We start from the raw sequence: 21,102 nt of genomic DNA on the forward strand, positions 1-21,102 counted from the left end.
GTCGATGGTCCTCGGATATAAATCCCGCGTACTTCCCTATCTTCGAACGTGAACGATAGCGCCGTCTCTGGATTTCTAGCGTCTAAGGGCCATTAAACTCCTTGTTGGTTCTCCAATGTGACTGGTCACCGCGGGGGTCGTCACCGCCCCCACCGCGGGCGTGTTTCGGCCCCGTCGCGGCGCGGGAATCGGGGTGGCGTTCAGGCGGTGATGACGGTCGAGGTTCGGCACAGTTTTGCGCCCGCTGGCCGGGGTTCGGATATGCACCGCGCTGGCTCGTTCGTCGCACAGCACATCTCGCCGGTCACGGCCGAACAGGTCCAACCCAACGGCGTCGACCTGACGCTCGAAGCGGTCCTCGAACAGGTCGAACCGGGTCGCCTCGGTCGCGAGGGAAAGACCGTCGGGGAGCGCCGCGCCCTCGACTGCGCCGACCCGGACACCGAGACGTACCGACTCGACCCCGGCGGCTACGTCCTCCAGTACGCCGAGACGGTCCACATCCCCGAGGACCACGTCGGCTTCATCTACCCGCGGTCGTCGCTCATGCGGAACTCCTGTATGCTGAACACGGCCGTCTGGGACGCCGGCTACGAGGGGAAAGGCGAGGGCCTCTTGGAGGTCCACCACCCGGTCGAACTCGAACGCGGCGCGCGCGTCGCCCAAATCGTCCTCGCGGACGCGACTCACGACGAGACCTACGACGGCAGCTATCAGGGCGAACGGACCCGCTGACGACCGCCGACCGCGACTCTCGGAAGCGGTCACTCGCCGGATACTACCGGATGAATACCGACATCCCGATTTACGGGACGTTCTCGGCGATGACGAATTCCTTTCAAGTCGATGGGCGTCGTATCCCTTCTCGCGGAGGGCATGTCGGGCCGAAACGAGGGGCGACCTGTACCCACCGAACCTCCGCAACTTCCTCCTTCCACAGCTTCGTCTTCGTTGCTTCGCGCGTTCCTGCGAACCGCTCGTGCCCGTGAGCCGCGGCGTCGCGCTGCCGGCCTGCGATTCGCCGCCGCGAGCGAGCGCCACGGGACCGCCGCCACCTAAAGCCGCTTCGAGCGCGGCAGTCGGGTTCTCTGACCCAAAGGCACATTTACGCGCATACCTAAATGAGGCCAATCACTGATGTCACGGAGTCCATCTCTCCCGGAACGTCCTCATCTCGATCTGGACCCCGAGATGTCGGATGCAGAGCGGCTGTCTGCACTCCGCCAGCACTTCGAACGCATGGTCGACGTCAACCGCGAACTCGACCAGCGGCTCCAGAACGCCGATGACCGCCACGCCGAGTTAGTCGACGAGGTCGACCAGATGAAAGCGCGCAACGAGGCGCTGAAGACGGCCTCGTACTACATCGCCACGGTCGAGGAGCTGACCGACGACGGCGTCATCATCAAGCAGCACGGCAACAACCAGGAGGTCCTGACCGAGTTCGCACCGAGCCTGAACATCGACGACATCGAGCCCGGCGACCGCGTCGCCATCAACGACTCGTTCGCCGTCCAGACCGTCCTCGACGACGAGACGGACGCGCGGGCGCAGGCGATGGAGGTCGTCGAGTCACCAACGGTCACCTACGACGACATCGGCGGCATCGACGAGCAGGTCCGCGAGGTCCGCGAGGCGGTCGAACAACCCCTCGAAAACCCCGAGATGTTCGCTGAGGTCGGCATCGACCCCCCGTCGGGCGTGCTCCTCTACGGCCCGCCGGGCACCGGGAAGACGATGCTCGCCAAGGCCGTCGCCAACGAGACCAACGCCTCGTTCATCAAGATGGCCGGCTCCGAACTCGTCCAGAAGTTCATCGGCGAGGGCGCGCGGCTGGTCCGCGACCTGTTCAAGCTCGCCGCCGAGCGCGAACCGGTAGTCGTCTTTATCGACGAAATCGACGCCGTCGCCTCGAAGCGGACGGACTCGAAGACCTCCGGCGACGCCGAGGTCCAGCGCACGATGATGCAACTGCTCTCGGAGATGGACGGCTTCGACGACCGCGGCGACATCCGCATCATCGCGGCGACCAACCGCTTCGACATGCTCGACGAGGCCATCCTCCGGCCCGGCCGGTTCGACCGCCTCATCGAGGTGCCCAAGCCCGCCGTCGAGGGACGCCGCCACATCCTCGACATCCACACCCGCGATATGAACGTCGCCGACGACGTAGACCTCGACGCGCTCGCCGAGGAACTCGACGACTACTCCGGCGCGGACATCGCGTCGCTCACGACCGAGGCCGGGATGTTCGCCATCCGCGACGGCCGGACCGAGGTGACGGGCGCGGACTTCGACGCAGCCCACGAGAAGCTCTCGAACGTCGACGAGTCCGGTACCGGCCCCATCTCGGGCTTCACGGACTACCAGTACTGAGGTCGGCGGCCGGGGACCGCCGCCGGGGGCGGTCACGGACGCCACCCATTCCCCCAGCTTTCGAGAGCCGCTATTCGTAACCCCCTTTTCCGCCGCCGCGAGAGTTCGGACATGAACACGATTCGCGTCGTCCGCGGGGTCGGCACCGCCCCCACGGAGATGGCGTCGTACGACGCCGCGCTCGCCGCCGCCAACATCCACAACTACAACCTCGTCGCCGTCTCGTCGGTCGTCCCCGCCGACGCGACCGTCGAGGCGGTCGACGTGGCTCCCGACCTCGGCCCGGCGGGCAACCGACTGACCGTGGTGCAGGCCCGCGAGACCACCGCGACGCCCGGCGAGACGGTCGTCGCCGGCCTCGGCTGGGCGACCGGCTCCGGTCCCGGGCTGTTCTACGAGGCGTCCGGAACCGACGAAGACAGCGTCCGCGCGGCCGTCATCGACGGCCTCGAAGCGGGCCGGAACCTCCGAGAGTGGTCGTTCGATGACGAGGAAGTCGCGCTCACCACCGGCACGCACGAGGGCGAGGGCTACACCACCGCGGTCACGGTCGCGGCCTACGGGCAAAGCGAGTCCGTCTTCTGACACGCCGCGCTGACCGACGGACTCATCAGCGTTTGTGAGTATTGCTCGGGCATGAGTGGCGATGCGCCGTTCGACCTGTCCCCGAGGCGAGTGGCGCTCATCTACGCCGCCTTCGGGTTCCTCTGGGTCGCGACGAGCGACAGTCTCGTGGCGGGGCTCCCCAACCACGACCTCATCCAGACGGTGAAGGGATGGCTGTTCGTCGTCCTGTCGGCGCTGTTGGTGTACGTTCTCGTCGACCGGAGCCAGTCCGAACTGGACCGGACCTCCGAGCAACTGGAGTCGACGCTCGCCCACACGAGCGTCCTCCATCGAATCCTCAGACACGACATCAGGAACGCCTGCACCGCCATTCTCGGCTACGCCGAACTGGTCGAGCCGCGGGACGACGCGGACGCGAACACCGACCCCGTCGAGGCGATTCGAGAGCGAGCGAGCCGACTGGTCGAGGTGAGCGACGAGGTCGCGCTCCTCAGGACCGTCGAACTCGCGGAGGGGAACGAGGTCGACGTCGATCTCACGTCTGCGGTCACAGACGCCGTCGAGGACCTCGAAATGGAGTACCCGGCGGTACAGGTCTCGGTCGCCTCGCCGGAGACGCTCGTCGCGCGGGCGCACCCGGCGCTCCCGCGGAGCATCGCAGAACTACTCGATAACGCCGTCGTCCACTCCGACTGCGACGACCCGGAGGTACACGTCGGCGTCTGGCAGCTCGGCGAGGTCGTCGGGGTGACCGTCACCGACAACGGTCCCGGCATCCCGGACGCCGAGCGCGAGGCCCTGCTTTCGGGCTCGGAGACGCCGCTTTCGCACACCAGCGGCGTCGGCCTCTGGCTGGTCCGCGCCATCGTCGACGCCTCCGGCGGGTCGCTCGACATCTCGACGCCGAAGTCCCACGGGACCGTCGTCACCGTCTCGCTTCCGCGACCGGCCTGACGGCGTCGTCACCACGTCGTCACCACGTCGTCACCACGTCGTCACCACGTCGTCATCCGCTTTCGATTCGCCCGCCGCGTCGGTGACCGACGACGGCTTTTTACACGTCCTTCCCGTATCGCAGACGACTGATGAACGGGAACAACCCATATGCGGGCGCTCCCGGCGTGACCGGGGCCGGCCAGGCGTCGGCCGACCGAGAACTGACCGTCGACCAGATGGACGCGCTCCGGCGGGCCGTCGCCGGTATCGTCTCGCGGACGGAGTCGTACCTCCCCGAGGGGTTCGCCGTCGGCTCTGAGCTCTCGACCGGGGCGAACGGACCGCTGGCGACCGTGGCCGTCCACCCGCCGGTCGGCCACCCCGTCAGCGCCGGCTTCTCGCCCGACGCCGACGACCTCGACGCCGGACTCACCGACGAGGACCGCAACGAGGTCGCCCGCGGGCTCGCCGCCAGCGCGGCGTTTCAGGTGATGAGCGCCGTCGGCGACGACCTCACCCCCGCCGCTCGGTAACCCCGAACCACCCCTGTCGCCGTCGGGGTCCGAGTGGCCACTGACGCGCGGTTGCGCCCTGCCGACCGCTTTCTCGTTGCTGTTCCATCGCCTCGGCCTGCGTTTCAGCGCCGCACTCTCGTCACTTCAGAACGAGAACAATACACTTCACGGAGGCGGTCGAAAGAGGAAGTATGGCTTCGATTTTCAACTACGCGGACGAGATTGGTCCGACGACGCTCATCATCGTCGGCTTCCTGCTGTTTGTCTTCCCCGAACCGGCGACTTCGGCTCTCGGCGCGGGGCTAATGCTGTTCGGCGCGGCGTACTGGTTCTGGGAGTGGAACCGCCCCTGAGCGCAAGGCGAGCGAGCGACCCCGCTCAGACGCTCCCGCGACGACGGTTCCGACCGGCGTCGTCGCGGACGCGAGTGGTGACGCCGTCGAGCGGGGCGTCGGTCTCGGCGGACGCGCCCGGGCCGCTGGTCGGACCCGCCGCCGACTTCGGTGTCGCAACGAACAACCCGTAGGCGAGCACGGCTGCCGAGATGAGGCCGCTCGCGCCCACGACGGGCGAAATCGGGAGCGGCGAGAGCGCGCCGACCGCCGCACCGACGACGAGCGGGAGCGGTAGTGTCGCGAGAATGGCGTCGTACCGCGTCGCTTCTGAGACGATGCTGTCGCTATGGGATGTTCGTGTGCGCATGATACCACTCGGCGGCGAGTACGAACGTGTGAATATTAGCTATTTCGCCCGACGGGACGGGGGCTGCGGCTCATGGGTGCGGTGAATCAACGGAACAATCGGGGCGCGGTTAGTCGCCTATTTGCCCCAGAAGGGGTCGCGCCGGCGGTGCTTTTCGAGGTAGCCCGACAGCGCCTCCAGTTCGTCGGTGGGGATGTCGTCGCGGAGTTCCTGTTCGAGAATCTTCGCGTGCTTCTCGGGGAGTTCGATCCAGAGTTCGTCGCCCTCCGCTATCTGGCGGCCGACCGTCGGGCCGTCGATGGCGACGCTGACGCGCGAGCCGGCGCGGGCGCTCGACACGTCCTCGCCGTTCTCCTGGATGCCCGAGAGCTGGCCGACGCGGTTGGGTTCGCCGTCTTCCCACTTCACGACGTTCATGTTGTTCTTGATGGTCCCGGACATGACTTCGACGCCGACGACGGCGGGGTTGTTCTGCCGGAAGACGTGGTCCTGAAGGATGCGGAAGCGACACGGACGGACGATTTTGTCGAGAATCGTCTCCTGTTGGGCGCGCTTCATCTCGTTGACGTGGTCTTCGTACTCCTCGACGAGCTGATAGATAACGTCGTCTTCGAACAGTTTCACGTCGTTCTTGTCGAGTTCGGCCTCGGCGTTCGAGAGCACGTCCACGTTGAACCCGAGGATGACCTTGTGTTCGGGTTCGCGGGCGGTCGAGGCGACGGCCACGTCGCGCGGGGCCACGTCACCGACCTCGGCGCGGAGGATGGGGACCTCGGCCTCCTGTAAGGCGTTCGCCATGGCTTCGAGGCTGCCGAGGGTGTCGGCCTTGACGACGACGCCCTCTTCTTCCGTGGTGACCTCGATGTCCGCGAGTTCGGCTTCGACCTCGCGGACGACCTCGTCGAGGTCGCGGTCGCCGACGACGCGGACCGGCGCGCCGGCCATCGCGTCTTCGAGGTCGGGCGCGGCGATTTTCACGCCGGCCGCGGCGCGGACCTCCTCGACCTTGTCGAACCGCTTTTCGGTGCGAATCTCGGCGTTCGGCCGGGGTTGGAGGAGCGCGCGGACCTCGGTGACGATGGGGTCGTTCGCGCCGCCGACGACGACGGTGTCGCCCGCGCGAATCGTCCCGTCGTAGAGGACCACGTCGAGGGTCGCGCCGAAGCCGCGTTCCTCCTTGACTTCGAGGACCGTCCCGGAGCCGGGACCGGCCACGTCGATGGCCATCTCGTCTTTCATGTAGCGCTGCGAGAGTCCCATCAGGACGCCCAGCAGGTCCGGAATCCCCTCGCCGGTGAGCGCGGAGACGGGAACGACGCCGATGTTGGACTGGAAGTTCTGGACGCGCCAGTAGAAGTCGGAGGAAAAGCCCCGGTCGGAGAGTTCACCGATAATCTCGTACAGCTTCTCGTCGAGTTTCGAGCGCGCGCGCTGTGACTGCTCCTCGTAGGTCTTCTGGATGGGTGCCCCCTCTTGGGGGTTCCAGCCCGGCGTGGTGTCTATCTTGTTCGCGGCCACGATGAACGGCGTCCCCGTCCGCTTGAGGATGTCGATTGCCTCCTCGGTCTGCGGCTGGAAGCTGTCGTTCACGTCGACCACGAGGATGGCGATGTCGGCCAGCGCCCCGCCGCGCGAGCGGAGGGTGCTGAAGGAGTGGTGCCCCGGCGTGTCGATGAACAACAGCCCCGGGAGGTCGAAGTCCTCGGGTTTGACCAGGCTGCCGGCCATCTGCGAGACGGTGTCTAAGGGGACCGCGGTCGCGCCGATGTGCTGGGTGATAGCACCGGCCTCACCCTCGCTGACGGCGGAGCCGCGAATCTTGTCGAGAAGACTCGTCTTCCCGTGGTCCACGTGGCCGAGGACGGCCACGATGGGTGTGCGAAGCGTATCGGATTGTGACGTCGAATCAGTGTCGGACATGAAGAATCGCCCCGGAGAAAGCTCTTACCGGAATCGAGTCGGTGACTCAAGTTAAGTCCATCGTCACGGCCGCGCGCACGAATCCCACGATTTGCCGTGTCGACTGTTCTCGCGGCCCGCAGGCGGGACGGGGGGTTCGTCGGCCGCTCGTCAGACGTGCCCGTACCGTTTATGTGAACCGACGAGGAAGGGGTGTGTATGGCCGACATACTCGCCGAGAACCTCTCCGGAAAGGCCGTTATGGGCTCGGACGGGACGGAGCTCGGGATGCTGTACAACATCACGATGGATATGAAATCGGGCGAGCTGCACGACCTGCTCGTCCAGCCGAACGAGCAAATCTCCCCCGGACGCGTCTCGTTCGACCAGGACGACCACGGACGGTTCCGAGTCCCGGTGAATCGCGTGCAGGCGGTCAAGGATTACATCGTCGTCCAACGGTAGATTCAGGATAGATTCTCAATGCGGATTCTCGACGCGTCTGCGTTCATCCACGAGTACCACACCGACGACGAGACGGCCTCGATTCCCCTCGTCAAAGAAGAACTCACCGGCGAGCACGCCTTCCGCTTCGACGCCCTCGAAGGCGCGGGCATGCACGTCCACATCCCCGGACAGGGAACCGTGGACAAGGTGCTCCGCGCCGCGGGCGAGACCGGCGACCGCGACGTGCTCTCGGAGACCGACACGCGCCTCATCGCCGCCGCGTTCGAACTCGACGCGACGCTCGTCACCGACGACTACGCGATGCAGAACGTCGCCGAACGGCTCAACGTCGGCGTCGAAGTCATCGCCCAAGACGGCATCGCGGAACAGCGAACTTGGAAGTTCCAGTGTCAGGGCTGCGGCCGCGAGTTCGACGAGGACAAAGAGCGCTGTCCCATCTGCGGGATGGAGCTGTCGCGGAAGAACCCGGCATAAGCCGGTCGCCGCCCGCGGTTCGATGCCGCTTTTTCAGACCAGTCCGGTCGCCTGCGCGTAGCTCACGAGGAACTGGACCGCGTTGTACAGCCCGTGGACCAGCGCGACGACGAGCAGGTTCCCGCTTCGCTCGTAGACGACCGCGAGGACGCTCCCGAGGACGAGCACCATCCCCAACGAGACGTACAGCCCCTCGCCGGAGAACGACCAGAGGTGAATCGACGCGAACACCAGACTCGACAGGACGACCGCCGGGGCGGGCCCCCACAGCCGCCGGAGTTCGCCGAAGGCGATGCCGCGGAAGATAAGCTCCTCCGCCGGACCGACGAGGACGATGGTGACGACCGTGAGATACAGGAAGTACACCGGGTTCTCGCGGCCCTGCTGGGCGATGACGCTGTCGCCGCTCTGGATGCCGAGCGCGGACATCAGCGCCGACGCGCCGAGGTAGACGCCCATCACGGCGACGAACCCCCCCGCAATCCACAGGGCGTCGCGCGCGGTCGGTCGCTCGAACCGAATCAGCTCCCAGTCGTCGCGCATGGAGAGGTAGCCCGCGCCGACGACGCCGAAGCCGACGAACTGTCCGGCGCTCTCTATCGCGCCGATGAGCGCGGTATCGCCCGGAACTACGCCGCGAGCGAGGCCGCCGGCGAGCGAGCCGAACGTCGCGCCGACGAGGAGCGAAAGGGCGACGACGATGATGATGCCACCGTACGCCTGGAGGTGGTCTGCGAGGCTCGCAGACGTGCGGGCGGTGTCGTGTGCCATTGTCCCCCCTTCGGAATGGGGTCGGATAATCGATTCGGGTCGGGTATCGGTTTTCTGCGGTGGTGATTCGTCCGCCGTCGGAACGGGGTGCAGTACCGACGGCACCTCGAAAGCCCCCGCGGACTGTTCGGTCGTCGTCGCAAAAGCCGAGTCTCGGCCGTGGTCGCCGTGCGCCGCTCGCTCCGACTACTCGACGACCAGCCGCGACTTCTCTTCGACCGCGTCGGCCTCCTCGAAGTCGCCGCCGCCGAGCAGGCCGCGGGCGGCGCGTTTGCCCCACTCGACCGCCGGCTGGACGAACGTGTCCACGCTGGCGAGTTCGCCGTAGAGGACGCAGGCGGCCTCCATCGCGTAGAGCAGTTCGCCGAGGCCGTACTCGTCGACGCGGTCGAGTTCGATGCGGACGCTCGGACGGCCGGCGGCGGCGAGGCTCGCCTCGGTCGCCTCGAACTCGGCGTCGAGCAGGTCACCGAGCGACGAGCCGCCGAGGTACGCGAGGCCGTCGAGGTCGGTCTCGGGGATGGCGACGTCCTCGCGCTCCGTGGCGCGGACGAGCGTCACGAGCTTGTCGCGCGGGCCGGCGCGGTACAGTTGAAGCTGGGAGTGCTGGTCGGTCGCGCCGAGCGCCCGCAGGGGCGTCTGGCCGAGGCCGTCCTTCCCGAGCGACTCGGCCCACAGCTGGGCGAACCACTCGGAGAACGTTTCGAGCGACTCCGCGTAGGGCATCATCGCGTTCTGCTGCATGCCGCGCTCGGCGAGCGCGTAGGACACCGCGCCGTAGGCGTACGCCGGCGAGTCGAAAAGCGAGTCAGACAGGCGCGCTTCCTGTGCGGCCGCGCCCTCCAAGACCGCCTCGATGTCGTGACCGCAGAGGGCGGCGGCGGCGAGGCCGACCGTCGAGAGCACCGAAAACCGACCGGGGACGCCGTCGGGGACGGGGAGCGACGGGAGGTCGTGTTTGTCCGCGAGGTCGCGGAGGTTCCCCTCCTCGCCGGTCGTGACGAACGTCCGGTCGGTCCAGTCGACGCCCGCGTCGGCCATGGCCTCTCGGACGACGAGGAAGTTCGCCAGCGTCTCGGCGGTCGTGCCGGACCGCGAGACGACGTTGACGACGGTCGACGCGAGGTCGAGCGAGTCGAGGAGACGTTCGACGGCCTCGGGGTCGACGTTGTCGAGGTAGTAGGCGTCCACGTCGCTTTCGAGCGCGTCGGTGAGGGTGGCCGCGCCGAGGGCGCTCCCGCCGATGCCGACCGTGACGACCGCCGAGGGGTCGTCGAACCGGCTCACTGCGTCGCGAATCGCCGCGGGGTCGGTGGTGTTCGGGAGGTTCAGCGATTCGTAGCCGTGTTCGCCGGCCGCTCGGCCGCGTTCGATGCGGTCGTGAGCGGCCGCGACGCGGTCGTCGAGTCGGTCGAGCGCCTCGCGCGAGACGCCGTGGGCCGGCGCCGTGTCGAGGACGTTTCCGAGGTCTACCTGCATACCGGATGCCGCGTCGCCCGGCGTCAAAACGACACCGGTCGCTTTAATCGCGGCCGCTCCCAAGGGCGACCGATGGCAGACGACTACGGCGGCGTCATCGGCGCGTTCCCGTACGCCTTCCGGCACAGCGAGTCGTGGCTGTTCAAGTGCTACGTGCTCGTCGGTGCGCTGGCGACGGGCATCGTCTCGTTGTTCGTCGCCTTCGGACTCGTGGTCCTCATCGGCGCGACCGCCGGCGTCCCCGGCGGGTCGCTCACCCTCTCGCGGTCGTTCTACGTCCTCGTGGGGCTGTTCGTCGTCGCGCCGCTCGTCGCCCCGATACTGTTCGTCGCCCGCCGACACCGCCGCACCGGGTCGAAGCCGCGGTACGACCTGAGCCTCGCGCTCGCGGGCTTCGTGTTCATGCTGTCGGTGTACGTGGGGCTTCTCGCGTCGGTGCCGGCGGAGCTTCAGACGCCGGCCGAGCCGTTCACCGTGGGCCCCGTGACCGTCTCGGCGCTCGTTCCGGTCGTCCGACTCCTCTACGACCTGCCCGCGCTCTACGGCCTCGTCCCGCCGGTCGCGTGCGCGGCGGGCATCTACGGGATTCACCGACTGCTTCGCTAACCGCGACCCGCGCGTTTTCTCAGCCGACCCCCGCCGCCAACTCGTCGCGGTAGCGGTAGACGACCGCCGAGGCGACGACGCCGATTCCGACGAGGAGCGCCACCGCCTCGTAGTTCGCCGCGCCCGCGTTCTGCCCGGCGGCCGCGGCGAGCGCGAACGTCGGCAGGCGACCGACGGCGACGAGGACGACGAGCGTCCGCAGTCGAAGCGGCGAGAGCCCGGCGAGCGCGCAGAGCGCGTCGTCCGGGAACGCGGGCAGGAGAAACAGGACGAACAGCCCGGCGGTGCCCCGGCGGTCGGCGAAGCCGTCGAACCGCGCGAGGGCGTCGTCGGTGACGAGACGCTCGACCGCGGGCCGGCCGAAGCGCCGGGCGAGCAGGAAGACGATTGCGCTTCCGGCGACGACGCCGACCATGCTGTACGCCGTGCCGGCGACCGTCCCGAACAGATAGCCGCCGACGGCGGCGAGCGCTTGGCCGGGAATCGGCGCGAGAATCACCTGAAGCGTCTGGATACCGACGAACACCAGCGGGGCGAACGGGCCGGTCGATTCGACGGCCGAGCGGACCCACGCCGGGTTAGCGAGGCGCGGGGCGAACACGGCGACGCCGACCGCGACGGCCGCGAAAGCGACCGCGACGGCCCCGATTCTGACGAGCGCCGCGTTCCGCGCCGCGGGCGAGTCGAACAGGCGACCGGTCACAGGAACGAGGCGGTCTTGAGCCGGGCGTTCAGCGCGTACTTCCGCAGGTACTGGCGGGCGGTCGTCCGCGTCCCGCGAGCGACGGTTCGCCCGGCGCGAATCCCCTCCAAGATGGCGTCCGTCGTGACGCCGCCGTCCGCCTCGACCGAGACGGCCGTGTACGCCTGTCCGACCAGCGCGGGCCGGTGGGCATCGCTCCCGCCCGTGCCCGGGAGTCCCTGCCGGCGGGCGTAGCGCCGCGCCTGTCCGTTTCTGAATCCGGTGAGCGTGTGGGCGTTGTACGCCTCGATGGCGTCAACGTCCCGAATCGCCCGCCGGGACGCGCCGTGTCGGAACGTCTGAAACGGGTGCGGCACGACCGCGAGTCCGCCCGCCTCGCGGACCTCTCGTGCCGTCTCCGAGAGCGGTTGCCTCGTCGCCGGCGGGTCGTCGACCCCGAGCGCGAGGAGGTGGCCGTCGGCCGTCGAGACCTCGACGCCGGGGACGACCCGGACGCCGTACTCGTGGGCGATGTCGAACGCCCGCGGGAGCGCCCCGACCGAGTCGTGGTCGGTGATGGCGACCGCGTCGAGGCCGACCGCCGCCGCGCGGGCCAACACCGCCTCGACCGACATCTCGCAGTCGTAGGAGGCGTCGGTGTGGACGTGGAGGTCCACCGCGAGCGTTCGCGCTCCCCGCGAGCCCTGCGCCCGACCGCTCATACCACGCCGAATTCGAGCGCGAGGCAGCCGACGACCGTTAGGACGCCGGCGACGCCGACGAGGACGTGCCCCGCGTCGGTCTTGTACGCCTTGTAGTCGGAGGTCATGAGCGGGCAGACCGCCACGATGATCGCGCCCGCGACCCAGCCGTTCCACGGCGGGACGAACTGGAGGAGGAAGTAGTTCGCCAGCACGACGAGGTGCGTGTGGACGACCGTCGTCCCGTGGTAGTACGAGGTGCCGCCCTCGTCGCCGAACCCCTCGCTGTTGTGGCGGATGAGTCGCAGGCCGCCGAAGGTGAGGACGACGAAGCCGACGACGGCGCTCACGGCCGGGCTGGGCGCGAGCGCGACGTGGTACAGGAGCGCCGCCGACACGAGGTACGCGAAGATGTCGATAAACGAGTCTATCTGTCGGCCGAACGCCGAGGCGGTCCCGGTTTTGCGGGCGTAGTAGCCGTCGGCCTTGTCGAAGGCGAAGCCGGCGAGGACGGCCACGATGGCCCAGTTCGGCTCGCCCGACACGAACAGTATCGCGCCGACCCACGCCCAGAAGAGCGCGCCCAGACTCAACCAGTCCGCGGTCCCGAGCCGCGAAATCATGTTCTCCCCCGTCGATGAGCGCACGACCTCGCTCGCCCGCGCGTCGACCGCGTCCAGCCTCCCGCGAACTGCTGACCTGAGTTCGTCCGTCATGCCTGTCTGTCAGACACACTCGGGCGACCGAGTATAAATTTAACCGATATAGTATATATAAATAAAATATCTATATACTAATATTCCCGAACGGAGCGCTCGGGACGGCACTGACTGTTCTGTACCGCTATGAACGCGGTTTGACGCGCCGGCGTCGCCACGGCCCGACCCGGTAGTACGCCCGGGTGCAGGCGACTCGGAAACTGACGCTCTCGAAGGTCCACTGCGAGGGTCGGTTGTCGCGGGCGACGAGCGCGTGGACCGTCTCGGCTCCCCGTTCGCCGGCGACGGCGACGGCCCGCGAGACGAGCGCGGTGGCGACGCCGCGGTTCCGCGCCTCGGGCGCGACGAACACCCGGCGGACGTAGCCGCCGGGGAACGTCACGTCGGCCTCCAGCGGGTGGACGTGGTACGTCAGGCCGGGGTCACCGAGGAAGAGGTAGCCGACGAGGTCGGAGTCCGCGACTTCACCGTTCTCACCGCCCTCGCCGTCTCTCCCTCCGCTCTCGGCGTCGAATGCGCACACCGCCGTCTCGTCGTCTCGGAGTTCGGAAAACGCGTCGTAACGCCCCTCGAATCGACGCGTCTCCGCGGGGTCGAGCGCGCGAATCTCGACTCCCGACGGGGGGTCGCGGTCGGTGTCCGCCGCGGCGGCGTCCGCGACGTACTCGTCCATCTGCGTCGCCGTGAGGCCGCGGGCCTTGAGCGCGTCGTAGACGCGGCGGGCCGTCTCGGTCCGGGTCAACCGCCAGAGCGCGGGCATCGTCAGTCGCCTCGAAGCGCCGCGAGAAAAGCCCACCGTCACCGTGGGTATCGGTGCCACACGCCGCCGTCAGCGCCCGAAACGGGGAAAAGGCCCGGTGGCGTACAGCGGGTGATGACCGAGTCCGAGTCCGACACCGAGGCCGAGGCCGAGTCCGAGCGAACGGGAACGTTTCTCGTCACCGCCGCCGACGAGGAGTCGGCCGTCCTGAAGGACGTTCACTCCGGGCAGGTCCACGCGCTCTCGTCGAACCCCGGCGTCTCCGAGGACGAAGCCGTCCGCGGGACCGTCGCGCCCGACCCGCCGATGAACGTCTCGTGGCAGCTCGTGGAGGTCGAGTCGCGCTGGACCGTCTCCGTCGAGCGCTCGACCGAGTCGCCGACGACGAACTCCCGGGACATCGCCGCCGACAACCCCGACGGCGAACTCGTCCGCGAGGAACGCGCCGGAACCGGCGAGATTCACGTCCTGTCGGTCCCCGACGACATGACCGAACAGGCCGTCGACGACATCCTCGACGACAGAGAAGGTCTGCTCTCGCGGGCCGCCAGACTCGACGTGAACCGCGTCGAAATCCGCTCGCAGTCGGGCGTCGTCGCGGTCCGCTACATGCCCTGACAGGTCGGTCTTCACCCCGGAGTCCGTCTCGCGTTCTACCTCTCGCGTTCTACCGCTGTTCCGCCGTCGAGGAGACCGGCCCGTCCGCGCTCTGGACGCACCAGCCGCCGTGGACGCTCCCCTCGCGTTCGACGAACTCGACTGTCGTCTCGTCGTCGATGCGGGTCGTCCCTTCGGGGTCGAGTTCCTCCACGCGGAGCGTCAGCGTCAGCGAGTCGCCGCAACAGCCAACGTCGAGGAACTCTTCCCACTCGTCGCCCGGCGCGGCGTCCTCGTGGACCCGTCGCAGGTAGGTCACGAAGCGGTCGGCGGTCAGCTGGTCGTGGCCCCACGCGCTGAGTTCGTCGGGGAAGGAGACGACCACGCGGGTCGCCGTCGGTTCGGTCGTCATAGTTCACGATTGTCGGCCAACGACTATGGGCCTGTCGCGGGTTCGCCGCGCGCTCGCCAGACCGCGCCGCGGCCGAAATCGTCCGCGGATAAGAAACCTTATTCCGCACCGCTCAGGACCGCAACCCATGGTTGAGTTTACGGTACCGGAGGTAGACTACACCCGGTACACGAATCGCCAACTCGCGGCCGTCCCCCTCGCGGTCCTCGCGGTGGCCCTACTGGTCATCGGTGGGTGGTACGTCGCGACTGGTGCGCCGGTGAATCCGGGCGTCGACTTCACCGGCGGTACCGAACTCCGCATCGCAACGGATGCCCCGCAAAGCGAGGTTGCCGCGGCCTTCGATAGCCAGCCCGAATCGATTCGCTCCGTCGCGGCCGACGGAACCTACGTCGTGACGTTCCAGTCGGGGAGCGCGACATCGACCGAACTCCAGACGCAGGCCGAGGACGCCGGCTTCGAAGTCAGGTCTATCGACGCCGTGTCGGCCAACTTCGGCGGCGAGACGCAACTGCTCGCCCTCGGCGGCCTCGCGGTCGCCTTCGCGGGCATGAGCGTCCTCGTGTTCGCCATGTTCCGCTCCTTTGTCCCCTCCATCGCGGTCGTCCTCTCGGCGTTCTCCGACATCGTCATCCCGGTGGCGCTGATGAACCTCTTCGGCATCGAACTGTCGTTGGGGACCGTCGCGGCGCTCCTGATGCTCATCGGGTACTCGGTGGACTCGGACATCCTCCTGAACAATCACGTCCTCCGGCGCTCCGGTGACTTCTACGAGTCGACCGCGCGCGCCATGCGCACCGGCGTGACCATGACGCTCACGTCTATCGCGGCGATGATCGTCATGACCATCATGGCGACGCTGTTCGGGATTCAACTGCTCGCAGCTATCGGGACGGTCCTCGTGTTCGGCCTCACCGCCGACCTGATGAACACCTACATGCTGAACGTGACCCTCCTTCGCTGGTACAAGTTCGAGGGGGTGACTCGATGAGCACGCTCCGCGACAACTGGCGGGTCATATTCCTCGTCGCGGCCATCCTGCTATCGACGTTCGCCCTCTTCTCGCCGACGATGGGCAATCAGTCCCCAATCGGCGAGGACGACAGCGCGACGAACCTCCAGTTCGGTCTCCAACTCGACGGCGGGACGCGCATCCGCGCGCCGCTCGTCGGCGTCACCGCCGAAGACGTCGAGTTCGAAGGCGACTCCGAGCGCGTCGTCGAACGGCAGGTCGCCGCCCAGATAGCCGGTGCCGACGCCGCGGACATCATCGTCCGCACGGGCGCTGAGTCCAGCACGGTCGAAGCGACCATCGAGAACGTCACGGCCGACGACCTGAGCGCCGCGCTCGACGCCGCGGGCTACGCCCACGGCGAGGTCAGAGACGGCGTCACCGGGACGACCCGCGCCGAGACGGTTCGCGTCCTCCAGTCGAAGATTAACGAGGCCGGCCTCTCCGGCGGGACGGTCCAGCAGGTGACCACGGCGACGGGCGAGCACTTCATCCTCGTCGAGGTCCCCAACCGCGACCAGTCCGACGTCGTCGACCTCGTCGGCGAGCGCGGGACGGTCCAAATCGACATCTACTACCCGACCGGAACGGACAACGGCTCGCGGACCTACGAGACGCGCGAGGCCGTCCTGACGCAGGCCGACTTCACCTCCATCGGGACCGCACAGGAGTCCCAGACCGGAAGCGGGGCGTTCGTCCCCGTCTCCGTCCGCGACGACCCCGCGGCGGAGTTCCAGACGGCAATTCAGGACACCGGCCTCGCCCAACCCGGCGGGACGCGGTGTACCTACATGGAAGACGGCGGTCGGAACACGACCGAGGGCTGTCTCCTGCTCGTCGTCAACGGCGAGGTCGTCAACGCCTTCGGTATGAGCGGCGGGCTCGCCGACACCATGCGGGCCGGCGAGTGGGCCGGAGCGCCGAGCTTCCAGCTCCAGACGCGCAACACGTCCGAGGCGCAGGAAATCGCCATCAACCTTCGCGCCGGTGCGCTGCCGGCCCGCCTCGACCTCTCGGGCGAGGATAGCGGCACCTCGTCGTACATCTCCCCGAGTCAGGGAGAGAGCTTCAAGTTCGACTCGCTCATCACGGGCATCGTCGCGGTGCTCGCGGTCGCGGGCGTCGTCTTCATCCGCTACGGCAAACCGCAGGTCGCCCTGCCGATGATCGTCACCGGCCTCTCCGAGGTGTATATCCTCCTCGGATTCGCCGCGGCCATCGGCTACCCGCTCGACCTTTCCGTCATCGCCGGCTTCATCGCCGTCATCGGGACCGGGGTGGACGACCTCATCATCATCGCCGACGAGGTGATGGGCGAAGGCTCCGTGAAGTCCCGCAAGGTCTTCCAGTCGCGGTTCCGCCGCGCCTTCTGGGTCATCGGTGCCGCCGCCGCGACGACCATCATCGCCATGAGCCCGCTCGCCGTGCTCTCGCTCGGTGACCTCCAGGGCTTCGCCATCTTCACCATCCTCGGCGTCATCGTCGGCGTGCTCGTCACCCGCCCGGCGTACGGTGACATCCTCCGACTCCTCCTGACCGAGGACCGCTGAGGCCGACCTCGATTCGGCCGACGCGTTTTTGCCGACCGCCCCCCGGACACCGCGAAGTCGCGATTCCGTCCGCTCGGGCGGCCTCGACGATTCTCGAAGCTGATATCTCCGTGCCCGGACGAGCGTTCTCTATTTCAGAATCGGCAGACTGCGGCGGTTTCGCTCGTCCTCACCGGGGCGGATTCGCCGACAGAATAATATAGACTGTCTATAAAATATTGAGTGAAGCGGCAACCAAGCAACCGCCGCCCGTCGGTAATCACGGTGCACGCACTCCACTCATGGACGATACGACCCTTCGACACGACGACCCGGACGCGACGACGACCCGCCCGGACGCCTTGCGGCGCTCCGACGCCGCGGACGACGAACTCGTCGCTATCGTCGCCCCGTACGACGACGCGCCCGACGAGTGCACCATCTTCCCCGCAGGACTCACAGAAGACGAGCTGCTGACGACGTGGCTCTCCGCCCAGGAAGGCGCGTACGTCGCGCTCGCCGAGATGCGGTAATCGTCTCCGCGATTCGCCTCCGAACTACCGGCCCTCCACGTTTTCCACCGCCGGTTCCCCGACGCCTCAGAAATCCCCTAGTGACGACTGTTCGTGCGCGGCCACGAGGTCGGCGCACGTCGACCACGACTTCCGCGCGCAGTCCGGCAGAATGCCGTGATCGCGGACGTACTCCCGCAGGAACTCGCGGGTCGTCCCGTCGCTCGGATAGCCGCTTCCGACCTCGCCGTACTCGTCAGCGATGGCCTCGACCCGTCGGTCGCGTTCGACTTTCGCCACGATGCTCGCCGCGCCGACGATGGCGTGTTCGTCGTCCGCGCGGTGCTGGGCGCGGACCGCGACCGAGACGCCCGCCTCGGCCAGACCCTCGCGGACGCGACGGCCGAATCTGGACTCGCTCACGTCGCCCGCGTCGCAGACGAGTTCGTCGGCGTCGACGGCGACTTCGGCGGCCGCTTCGACCTGCGCCCGGACGGTCAGCAGGTTCATGTCCGTCTCGGGGTCGTCGATGGTCTCGGGCTCGACGAACGCGACGCCGACCGAGATGTCGTCGCGCTCTCGCAGCTCTGCGGCGAGTTCCTCGCGCCGCTCGGGGGCGAGGCGCTTCGAGTCGGCGATTCCGTCCGGGAGGGCGTCGGGGTCCCCTCGGACCGCCGCGGCGACCATCGGACCCAACACGGGTCCCTTTCCGGCCTCGTCGACGCCGATGTGCATACCTGGTCGGGTCTTGGGGTGGAAAATTAGAGGTTGCGGTCCGCGGCGACGCTCGTCGGCTCCCGCTGGCTCCGGCCGGCGTCTCGATTCAGTCCTTGAAGAACGCGTCGTCCTCGAACGGCTCGTCCTCGCCTTCGACCGCGATGACGTCGAGCGCGGTGACGACCGCGCCCGTGTCGAGGATGCCGGCGAGGCTCGGGTTGGTTCGGCCCTCGTCGCCGGAGACGAGTTCCTTGATGTAGAGGCCGCCCTCGCCGTGGATTTCGACGGTCGCGTGGCGCGGGTCTTCGAGGTCGCCGGTGGCGTCGTAGACGTGGCGGGTGCGGGTGATGCTCGCGCGGCGGTGGTCCACGCGGTTGGGGGTGTACTGCTCGATGGTCGCGCCGGTGAGTTCGTCCAGCGCGGCCGCCAGTTCCGCGTCGGTCACGTCGTCGTCGAACTCGACGGCGGCGCGGTACTCCTTGCTCGCGTCGAGTTTCTTCACGCGCTCGACCATGTCGTAGGTGGCGAGTCGGAGCCCCTCGACCTCGATTTCGCCGTCGGCCATCGCGTTGATGTCGCCTTCGAGCTGTTCGACGTCGACGGTGCGGCGACGCGGCTCCATGATTTCGACCACGAACGGTCGGCCCGTGCCGAGCATGAGCGCGTCCACGTCCTCGCGGCCCGCGCCGTGGAACTTCGCGTCGACGCCGTCCATCACGTCCGTCACGACGGGGGCGACGAAGCCCTCGACGCTGTCCTCGTAGAGGTAGCCGGAGCCGCCGCAGTAGTCGCACGGCTCTTTACCCTTGTAGCCCGAGCCGTCGCACTCGCGGCAGGGCCACTCGGTCTGCGGGATGTCGCGGGCGAGCTTCCGGTAGCGCCCGTAGACGAACGCGGAGTTGAGTTGCGCCTCGACGGTGTCGGCTTCGATGTCGAGGAGGAACTGCACGTCGGGGCGGGTGAAGTCCACCTCGGTGCCGGTGAGTCGGCCCACGCGCTTTCCGACCTCGCGGTTGAACTCGGATTTGAACAGTTCGCCGGCGTCCTCGGGGAGCCCCGCGCCCTCGCGGAGGAGCAGTTCGTTCTCCTCGACGAGCGGCGGCGCGCGGGTGCCGACCTGGTACGTCTCGACTTCCACGTCCTCGATGGCCTCTGCACAGCGCTCGGCCCAGTCGTCGAACTCGGCGCAGGCTCCCTCGCAGACCCAGCAGTCCTCGGTGTCGACGGCCTCGTACGGTTCGTCGTCGTCGAGGGCGGCGGCGACCCGGAGCGACTTGCCCCGCTCGGCGTTCGTCAGCCCGAAACTGCGCTCGGCGAAGGCCCGGCCCAGACAGGCGTCGCAGACCGGCCCGCTCTCCGCGAGCGCTCGCGCGTCCTCAAGGATGCTCATGGTCGGTCTCTCTCGGGGCGCGCGTAACTAGCTTACTTTGTTCGTCGGGTCGCCGACGGCTTCGCTGGCGTTCCGCCACGCTGAGACGGTTGTCAACACGACCCGAGAGGAGTGCTATCTCGGCTCCGAGAAATTTGATGTACGGCGGCGTGGTAGCCGTTTCAACGCCTGGGTCTACGGTCGATATCTCGTGTCTATCAATACGCAAACGAATCGGACGCTCGCACTGTTCGCGACCATCGCGGTCCTCTGGGGGACCTCCTTTATGGCTATCGAGGTCGGACTCGACGCCCTCCCGCCCGTGCTGTTCGCCGCCCTCCGGTACGACGTGGCCGGCGTCGTGCTGTTCGGCTACGGCCTGCTCGCGGCGGAGGACTGGCGGCCCCGCGGCCGCGACGAGTGGCTCGTCGTCTTCGTCGGCGGCGCGCTCCTCATCGGCGCGCACTTCTCGCTTCTGTTCTCCGGCCAGCGGTACGTGACGAGCGGCGTCTCGGCCATCGTCATCAGCCTCGCGCCCGTCCTCACGCCGCTTTTCGCGTGGCCGATGCTCCCCGAAGAGCGCCTCGACGCGTTCGGCTTCCTCGGCGTCTTGCTGGGGCTGGCCGGAACGGTGGTCATCGCCCTCGCGTCCGGGTCGGTCGGCGGCCAACTCTTCGGCGTCCTCTTGCTGTTTCTCGCCGCCGCGGCGTGGGCGTTCGGCTCGGTACTCGTCAAGCGACTTCCCGGCAACCCGCCGGTCGTTCCGATGCAGTCGTGGATGATGCTCATCGGCGCGGCCATGCTCCACGTCACGAGCCCCGTCCTCGGCGAACCCGGCCTCGCGAGCGTGGCGTGGACGCCCGTCGTCGTCGCCGCGCTGCTGTTTTTGGCCGTGCTGTGCAGCGCCGTCGGCTTCATCGCCTACTTCGTCCTGCTCGACCGCATCGGCGCGGTCGAAATCAGCCTCGTCAACTACGTCACGCCGGTCGTCGCCGCCGTCACCGGCTGGGCGTTCCTCGGCGAGCGCCTCGGCCCCGTCACCGTCGCCGGCTTTGCGCTCATCCTCGCCGGCTTCGCGTTCATGAAGCGCGACGCGCTCGGCCCGCTTGGGCGGCGCTTCGGCGTCCGCGTCGGCCTCGTCGCGCCCGCACCGGCGGCCGACCCGGACGGACTGCCGGCTGACGACTGAGTCGCTCCCGTCGCTGCTCTCGCGCCGCGTTACGCTCCCGTCGCTCCGCGTGCAACAGCGCGAGTCGTCACCCGCTTCGGTCGAAAAAAAGCTCCGTCGCGTCCGACGCC

The 21,102-nt window shown here is 68.1% G+C and carries 25 protein-coding genes; 14 read left to right on the forward strand and 11 right to left on the reverse strand.

From position 1 onward, the window contains the following. Nucleotides 1-261: 261 nt before the first annotated feature. From HVO_RS14085 to HVO_RS21005, 6 genes are all read left to right on the forward strand, one after another. Nucleotides 262-735: a deoxyuridine 5'-triphosphate nucleotidohydrolase gene (locus HVO_RS14085; protein ID WP_004041836.1), complete on the forward strand. Its 474-nt coding sequence runs from the start codon at nucleotides 262-264 to the stop codon at nucleotides 733-735. A 402-nt stretch (nucleotides 736-1,137) separates the two neighbouring features. Further along, the gene (gene pan2, locus HVO_RS14090; RefSeq protein ID WP_013035572.1) at nucleotides 1,138-2,376 is read left to right on the forward strand and encodes a proteasome-activating nucleotidase Pan2; all 1,239 of its coding nucleotides are present in this window, start codon (nucleotides 1,138-1,140) and stop codon (nucleotides 2,374-2,376) included. 111 nt (nucleotides 2,377-2,487) lie between these two features. Continuing rightward, nucleotides 2,488-2,961 (forward strand): pyruvoyl-dependent arginine decarboxylase, encoded by a 474-nt coding sequence (locus HVO_RS14095; RefSeq protein ID WP_004041838.1) that lies wholly within the window; start codon nucleotides 2,488-2,490, stop codon nucleotides 2,959-2,961. A gap of 90 nt (nucleotides 2,962-3,051) precedes the next feature. Then, nucleotides 3,052-3,897, forward strand: coding sequence for a sensor histidine kinase (locus HVO_RS14100; RefSeq protein ID WP_004041839.1), 846 nt, complete (start codon nucleotides 3,052-3,054; stop codon nucleotides 3,895-3,897). Nucleotides 3,898-4,028: 131 nt separating this feature from the next. Beyond that, on the forward strand, nucleotides 4,029-4,412 hold the full coding sequence (locus tag HVO_RS14105; protein ID WP_004041840.1) for a DUF5811 family protein: 384 nt from the start codon (nucleotides 4,029-4,031) through the stop codon (nucleotides 4,410-4,412). Nucleotides 4,413-4,585: 173 nt separating this feature from the next. Further along, on the forward strand, nucleotides 4,586-4,747 hold the full coding sequence (locus HVO_RS21005; RefSeq protein WP_013035496.1) for a hypothetical protein: 162 nt from the start codon (nucleotides 4,586-4,588) through the stop codon (nucleotides 4,745-4,747). Between the two features lie 25 nt (nucleotides 4,748-4,772). Here HVO_RS21005 and HVO_RS14110 read toward each other — a convergent pair whose 3' ends face one another. Both HVO_RS14110 and infB read right to left on the reverse strand, forming a co-directional pair. Next, nucleotides 4,773-5,096 (reverse strand): hypothetical protein, encoded by a 324-nt coding sequence (locus HVO_RS14110; RefSeq protein ID WP_004041841.1) that lies wholly within the window; start codon nucleotides 5,094-5,096, stop codon nucleotides 4,773-4,775. Nucleotides 5,097-5,213: 117 nt separating this feature from the next. Continuing rightward, entirely contained in the window at nucleotides 5,214-7,016 is a 1,803-nt protein-coding gene (gene infB / locus HVO_RS14115) for a translation initiation factor IF-2 (RefSeq protein WP_013035338.1), read from the reverse strand. Nucleotides 7,017-7,214: 198 nt separating this feature from the next. Between infB and HVO_RS14120 the strand changes: the two genes are divergently transcribed. Both HVO_RS14120 and HVO_RS14125 read left to right on the forward strand, forming a co-directional pair. Next, entirely contained in the window at nucleotides 7,215-7,460 is a 246-nt protein-coding gene (locus HVO_RS14120; protein WP_004041843.1) for a PRC-barrel domain-containing protein, read from the forward strand. 18 nt (nucleotides 7,461-7,478) lie between these two features. Further along, nucleotides 7,479-7,937: an NOB1 family endonuclease gene (locus HVO_RS14125; protein ID WP_004041844.1), complete on the forward strand. Its 459-nt coding sequence runs from the start codon at nucleotides 7,479-7,481 to the stop codon at nucleotides 7,935-7,937. 33 nt (nucleotides 7,938-7,970) lie between these two features. Here the strand turns inward: HVO_RS14125 and HVO_RS14130 are convergent, their stop codons facing one another. Both HVO_RS14130 and HVO_RS14135 read right to left on the reverse strand, forming a co-directional pair. Beyond that, nucleotides 7,971-8,708 carry a CPBP family intramembrane glutamic endopeptidase gene (locus tag HVO_RS14130; protein WP_004041845.1) on the reverse strand — a complete coding sequence of 246 codons (738 nt, stop codon included), beginning with the start codon at nucleotides 8,706-8,708 and terminating at the stop codon, nucleotides 7,971-7,973. 186 nt (nucleotides 8,709-8,894) lie between these two features. Next, a complete protein-coding gene (locus tag HVO_RS14135; RefSeq protein WP_004041846.1) occupies nucleotides 8,895-10,187 on the reverse strand; it encodes a hypothetical protein in 1,293 nt (430 codons plus the stop codon). Between the two features lie 72 nt (nucleotides 10,188-10,259). On the opposite strand from HVO_RS14135, the gene HVO_RS14140 reads away from it, so the two are divergent. After that, the gene (locus HVO_RS14140) at nucleotides 10,260-10,793 is read left to right on the forward strand and encodes a hypothetical protein (RefSeq protein ID WP_004041847.1); all 534 of its coding nucleotides are present in this window, start codon (nucleotides 10,260-10,262) and stop codon (nucleotides 10,791-10,793) included. A 19-nt stretch (nucleotides 10,794-10,812) separates the two neighbouring features. On the opposite strand, the gene HVO_RS14145 is transcribed toward HVO_RS14140, so the two are convergent. From HVO_RS14145 to HVO_RS14160, 4 genes are all read right to left on the reverse strand, one after another. Beyond that, nucleotides 10,813-11,496, reverse strand: coding sequence for a TVP38/TMEM64 family protein (locus HVO_RS14145; protein ID WP_004041848.1), 684 nt, complete (start codon nucleotides 11,494-11,496; stop codon nucleotides 10,813-10,815). Next, nucleotides 11,493-12,197, reverse strand: coding sequence for a CehA/McbA family metallohydrolase (locus HVO_RS14150; RefSeq protein ID WP_004041849.1), 705 nt, complete (start codon nucleotides 12,195-12,197; stop codon nucleotides 11,493-11,495). The genes HVO_RS14145 and HVO_RS14150 overlap by 4 nt, the downstream gene beginning before the upstream one ends. Continuing rightward, nucleotides 12,194-12,892: a CDP-alcohol phosphatidyltransferase family protein gene (locus HVO_RS14155; protein WP_004041850.1), complete on the reverse strand. Its 699-nt coding sequence runs from the start codon at nucleotides 12,890-12,892 to the stop codon at nucleotides 12,194-12,196. Before HVO_RS14155 ends, HVO_RS14150 begins: the two co-directional genes overlap by 4 nt. A 127-nt stretch (nucleotides 12,893-13,019) precedes the next feature. Next, on the reverse strand, nucleotides 13,020-13,655 hold the full coding sequence (locus HVO_RS14160; protein ID WP_004041851.1) for a GNAT family N-acetyltransferase: 636 nt from the start codon (nucleotides 13,653-13,655) through the stop codon (nucleotides 13,020-13,022). A gap of 114 nt (nucleotides 13,656-13,769) precedes the next feature. On the opposite strand from HVO_RS14160, the gene HVO_RS14165 reads away from it, so the two are divergent. Next, nucleotides 13,770-14,273, forward strand: a complete 504-nt coding sequence (locus HVO_RS14165) for a DUF5812 family protein (protein WP_004041852.1) — start codon at nucleotides 13,770-13,772, stop codon at nucleotides 14,271-14,273. Between the two features lie 49 nt (nucleotides 14,274-14,322). Here the strand turns inward: HVO_RS14165 and HVO_RS14170 are convergent, their stop codons facing one another. Continuing rightward, on the reverse strand, nucleotides 14,323-14,664 hold the full coding sequence (locus HVO_RS14170) for a hypothetical protein (protein WP_004041853.1): 342 nt from the start codon (nucleotides 14,662-14,664) through the stop codon (nucleotides 14,323-14,325). 127 nt (nucleotides 14,665-14,791) lie between these two features. On the opposite strand from HVO_RS14170, the gene secF reads away from it, so the two are divergent. From secF to HVO_RS14185, 3 genes are all read left to right on the forward strand, one after another. Further along, a complete protein-coding gene (gene secF, locus HVO_RS14175) occupies nucleotides 14,792-15,655 on the forward strand; it encodes a protein translocase subunit SecF (RefSeq protein WP_004041854.1) in 864 nt (287 codons plus the stop codon). Further along, a complete protein-coding gene (secD, locus tag HVO_RS14180; protein WP_004041855.1) occupies nucleotides 15,652-17,226 on the forward strand; it encodes a preprotein translocase subunit SecD in 1,575 nt (524 codons plus the stop codon). The genes secF and secD overlap by 4 nt, the downstream gene beginning before the upstream one ends. A 281-nt stretch (nucleotides 17,227-17,507) precedes the next feature. Then, nucleotides 17,508-17,738 (forward strand): DUF7511 domain-containing protein, encoded by a 231-nt coding sequence (locus tag HVO_RS14185; RefSeq protein WP_004041856.1) that lies wholly within the window; start codon nucleotides 17,508-17,510, stop codon nucleotides 17,736-17,738. A 66-nt stretch (nucleotides 17,739-17,804) separates the two neighbouring features. On the opposite strand, the gene rnhB is transcribed toward HVO_RS14185, so the two are convergent. Then, a complete protein-coding gene (rnhB, locus tag HVO_RS14190) occupies nucleotides 17,805-18,452 on the reverse strand; it encodes a ribonuclease HII (protein WP_013035649.1) in 648 nt (215 codons plus the stop codon). An 88-nt stretch (nucleotides 18,453-18,540) separates the two neighbouring features. Continuing rightward, entirely contained in the window at nucleotides 18,541-19,824 is a 1,284-nt protein-coding gene (locus HVO_RS14195) for a tRNA pseudouridine(54/55) synthase Pus10 (protein WP_004041859.1), read from the reverse strand. Between the two features lie 190 nt (nucleotides 19,825-20,014). On the opposite strand from HVO_RS14195, the gene HVO_RS14200 reads away from it, so the two are divergent. Beyond that, entirely contained in the window at nucleotides 20,015-20,992 is a 978-nt protein-coding gene (locus tag HVO_RS14200; RefSeq protein WP_004041860.1) for a DMT family transporter, read from the forward strand. Nucleotides 20,993-21,102 lie beyond the last annotated feature (110 nt).

Source organism: Haloferax volcanii DS2 (assembly GCF_000025685.1).
Lineage (GTDB): Archaea > Halobacteriota > Halobacteria > Halobacteriales > Haloferacaceae > Haloferax > Haloferax volcanii.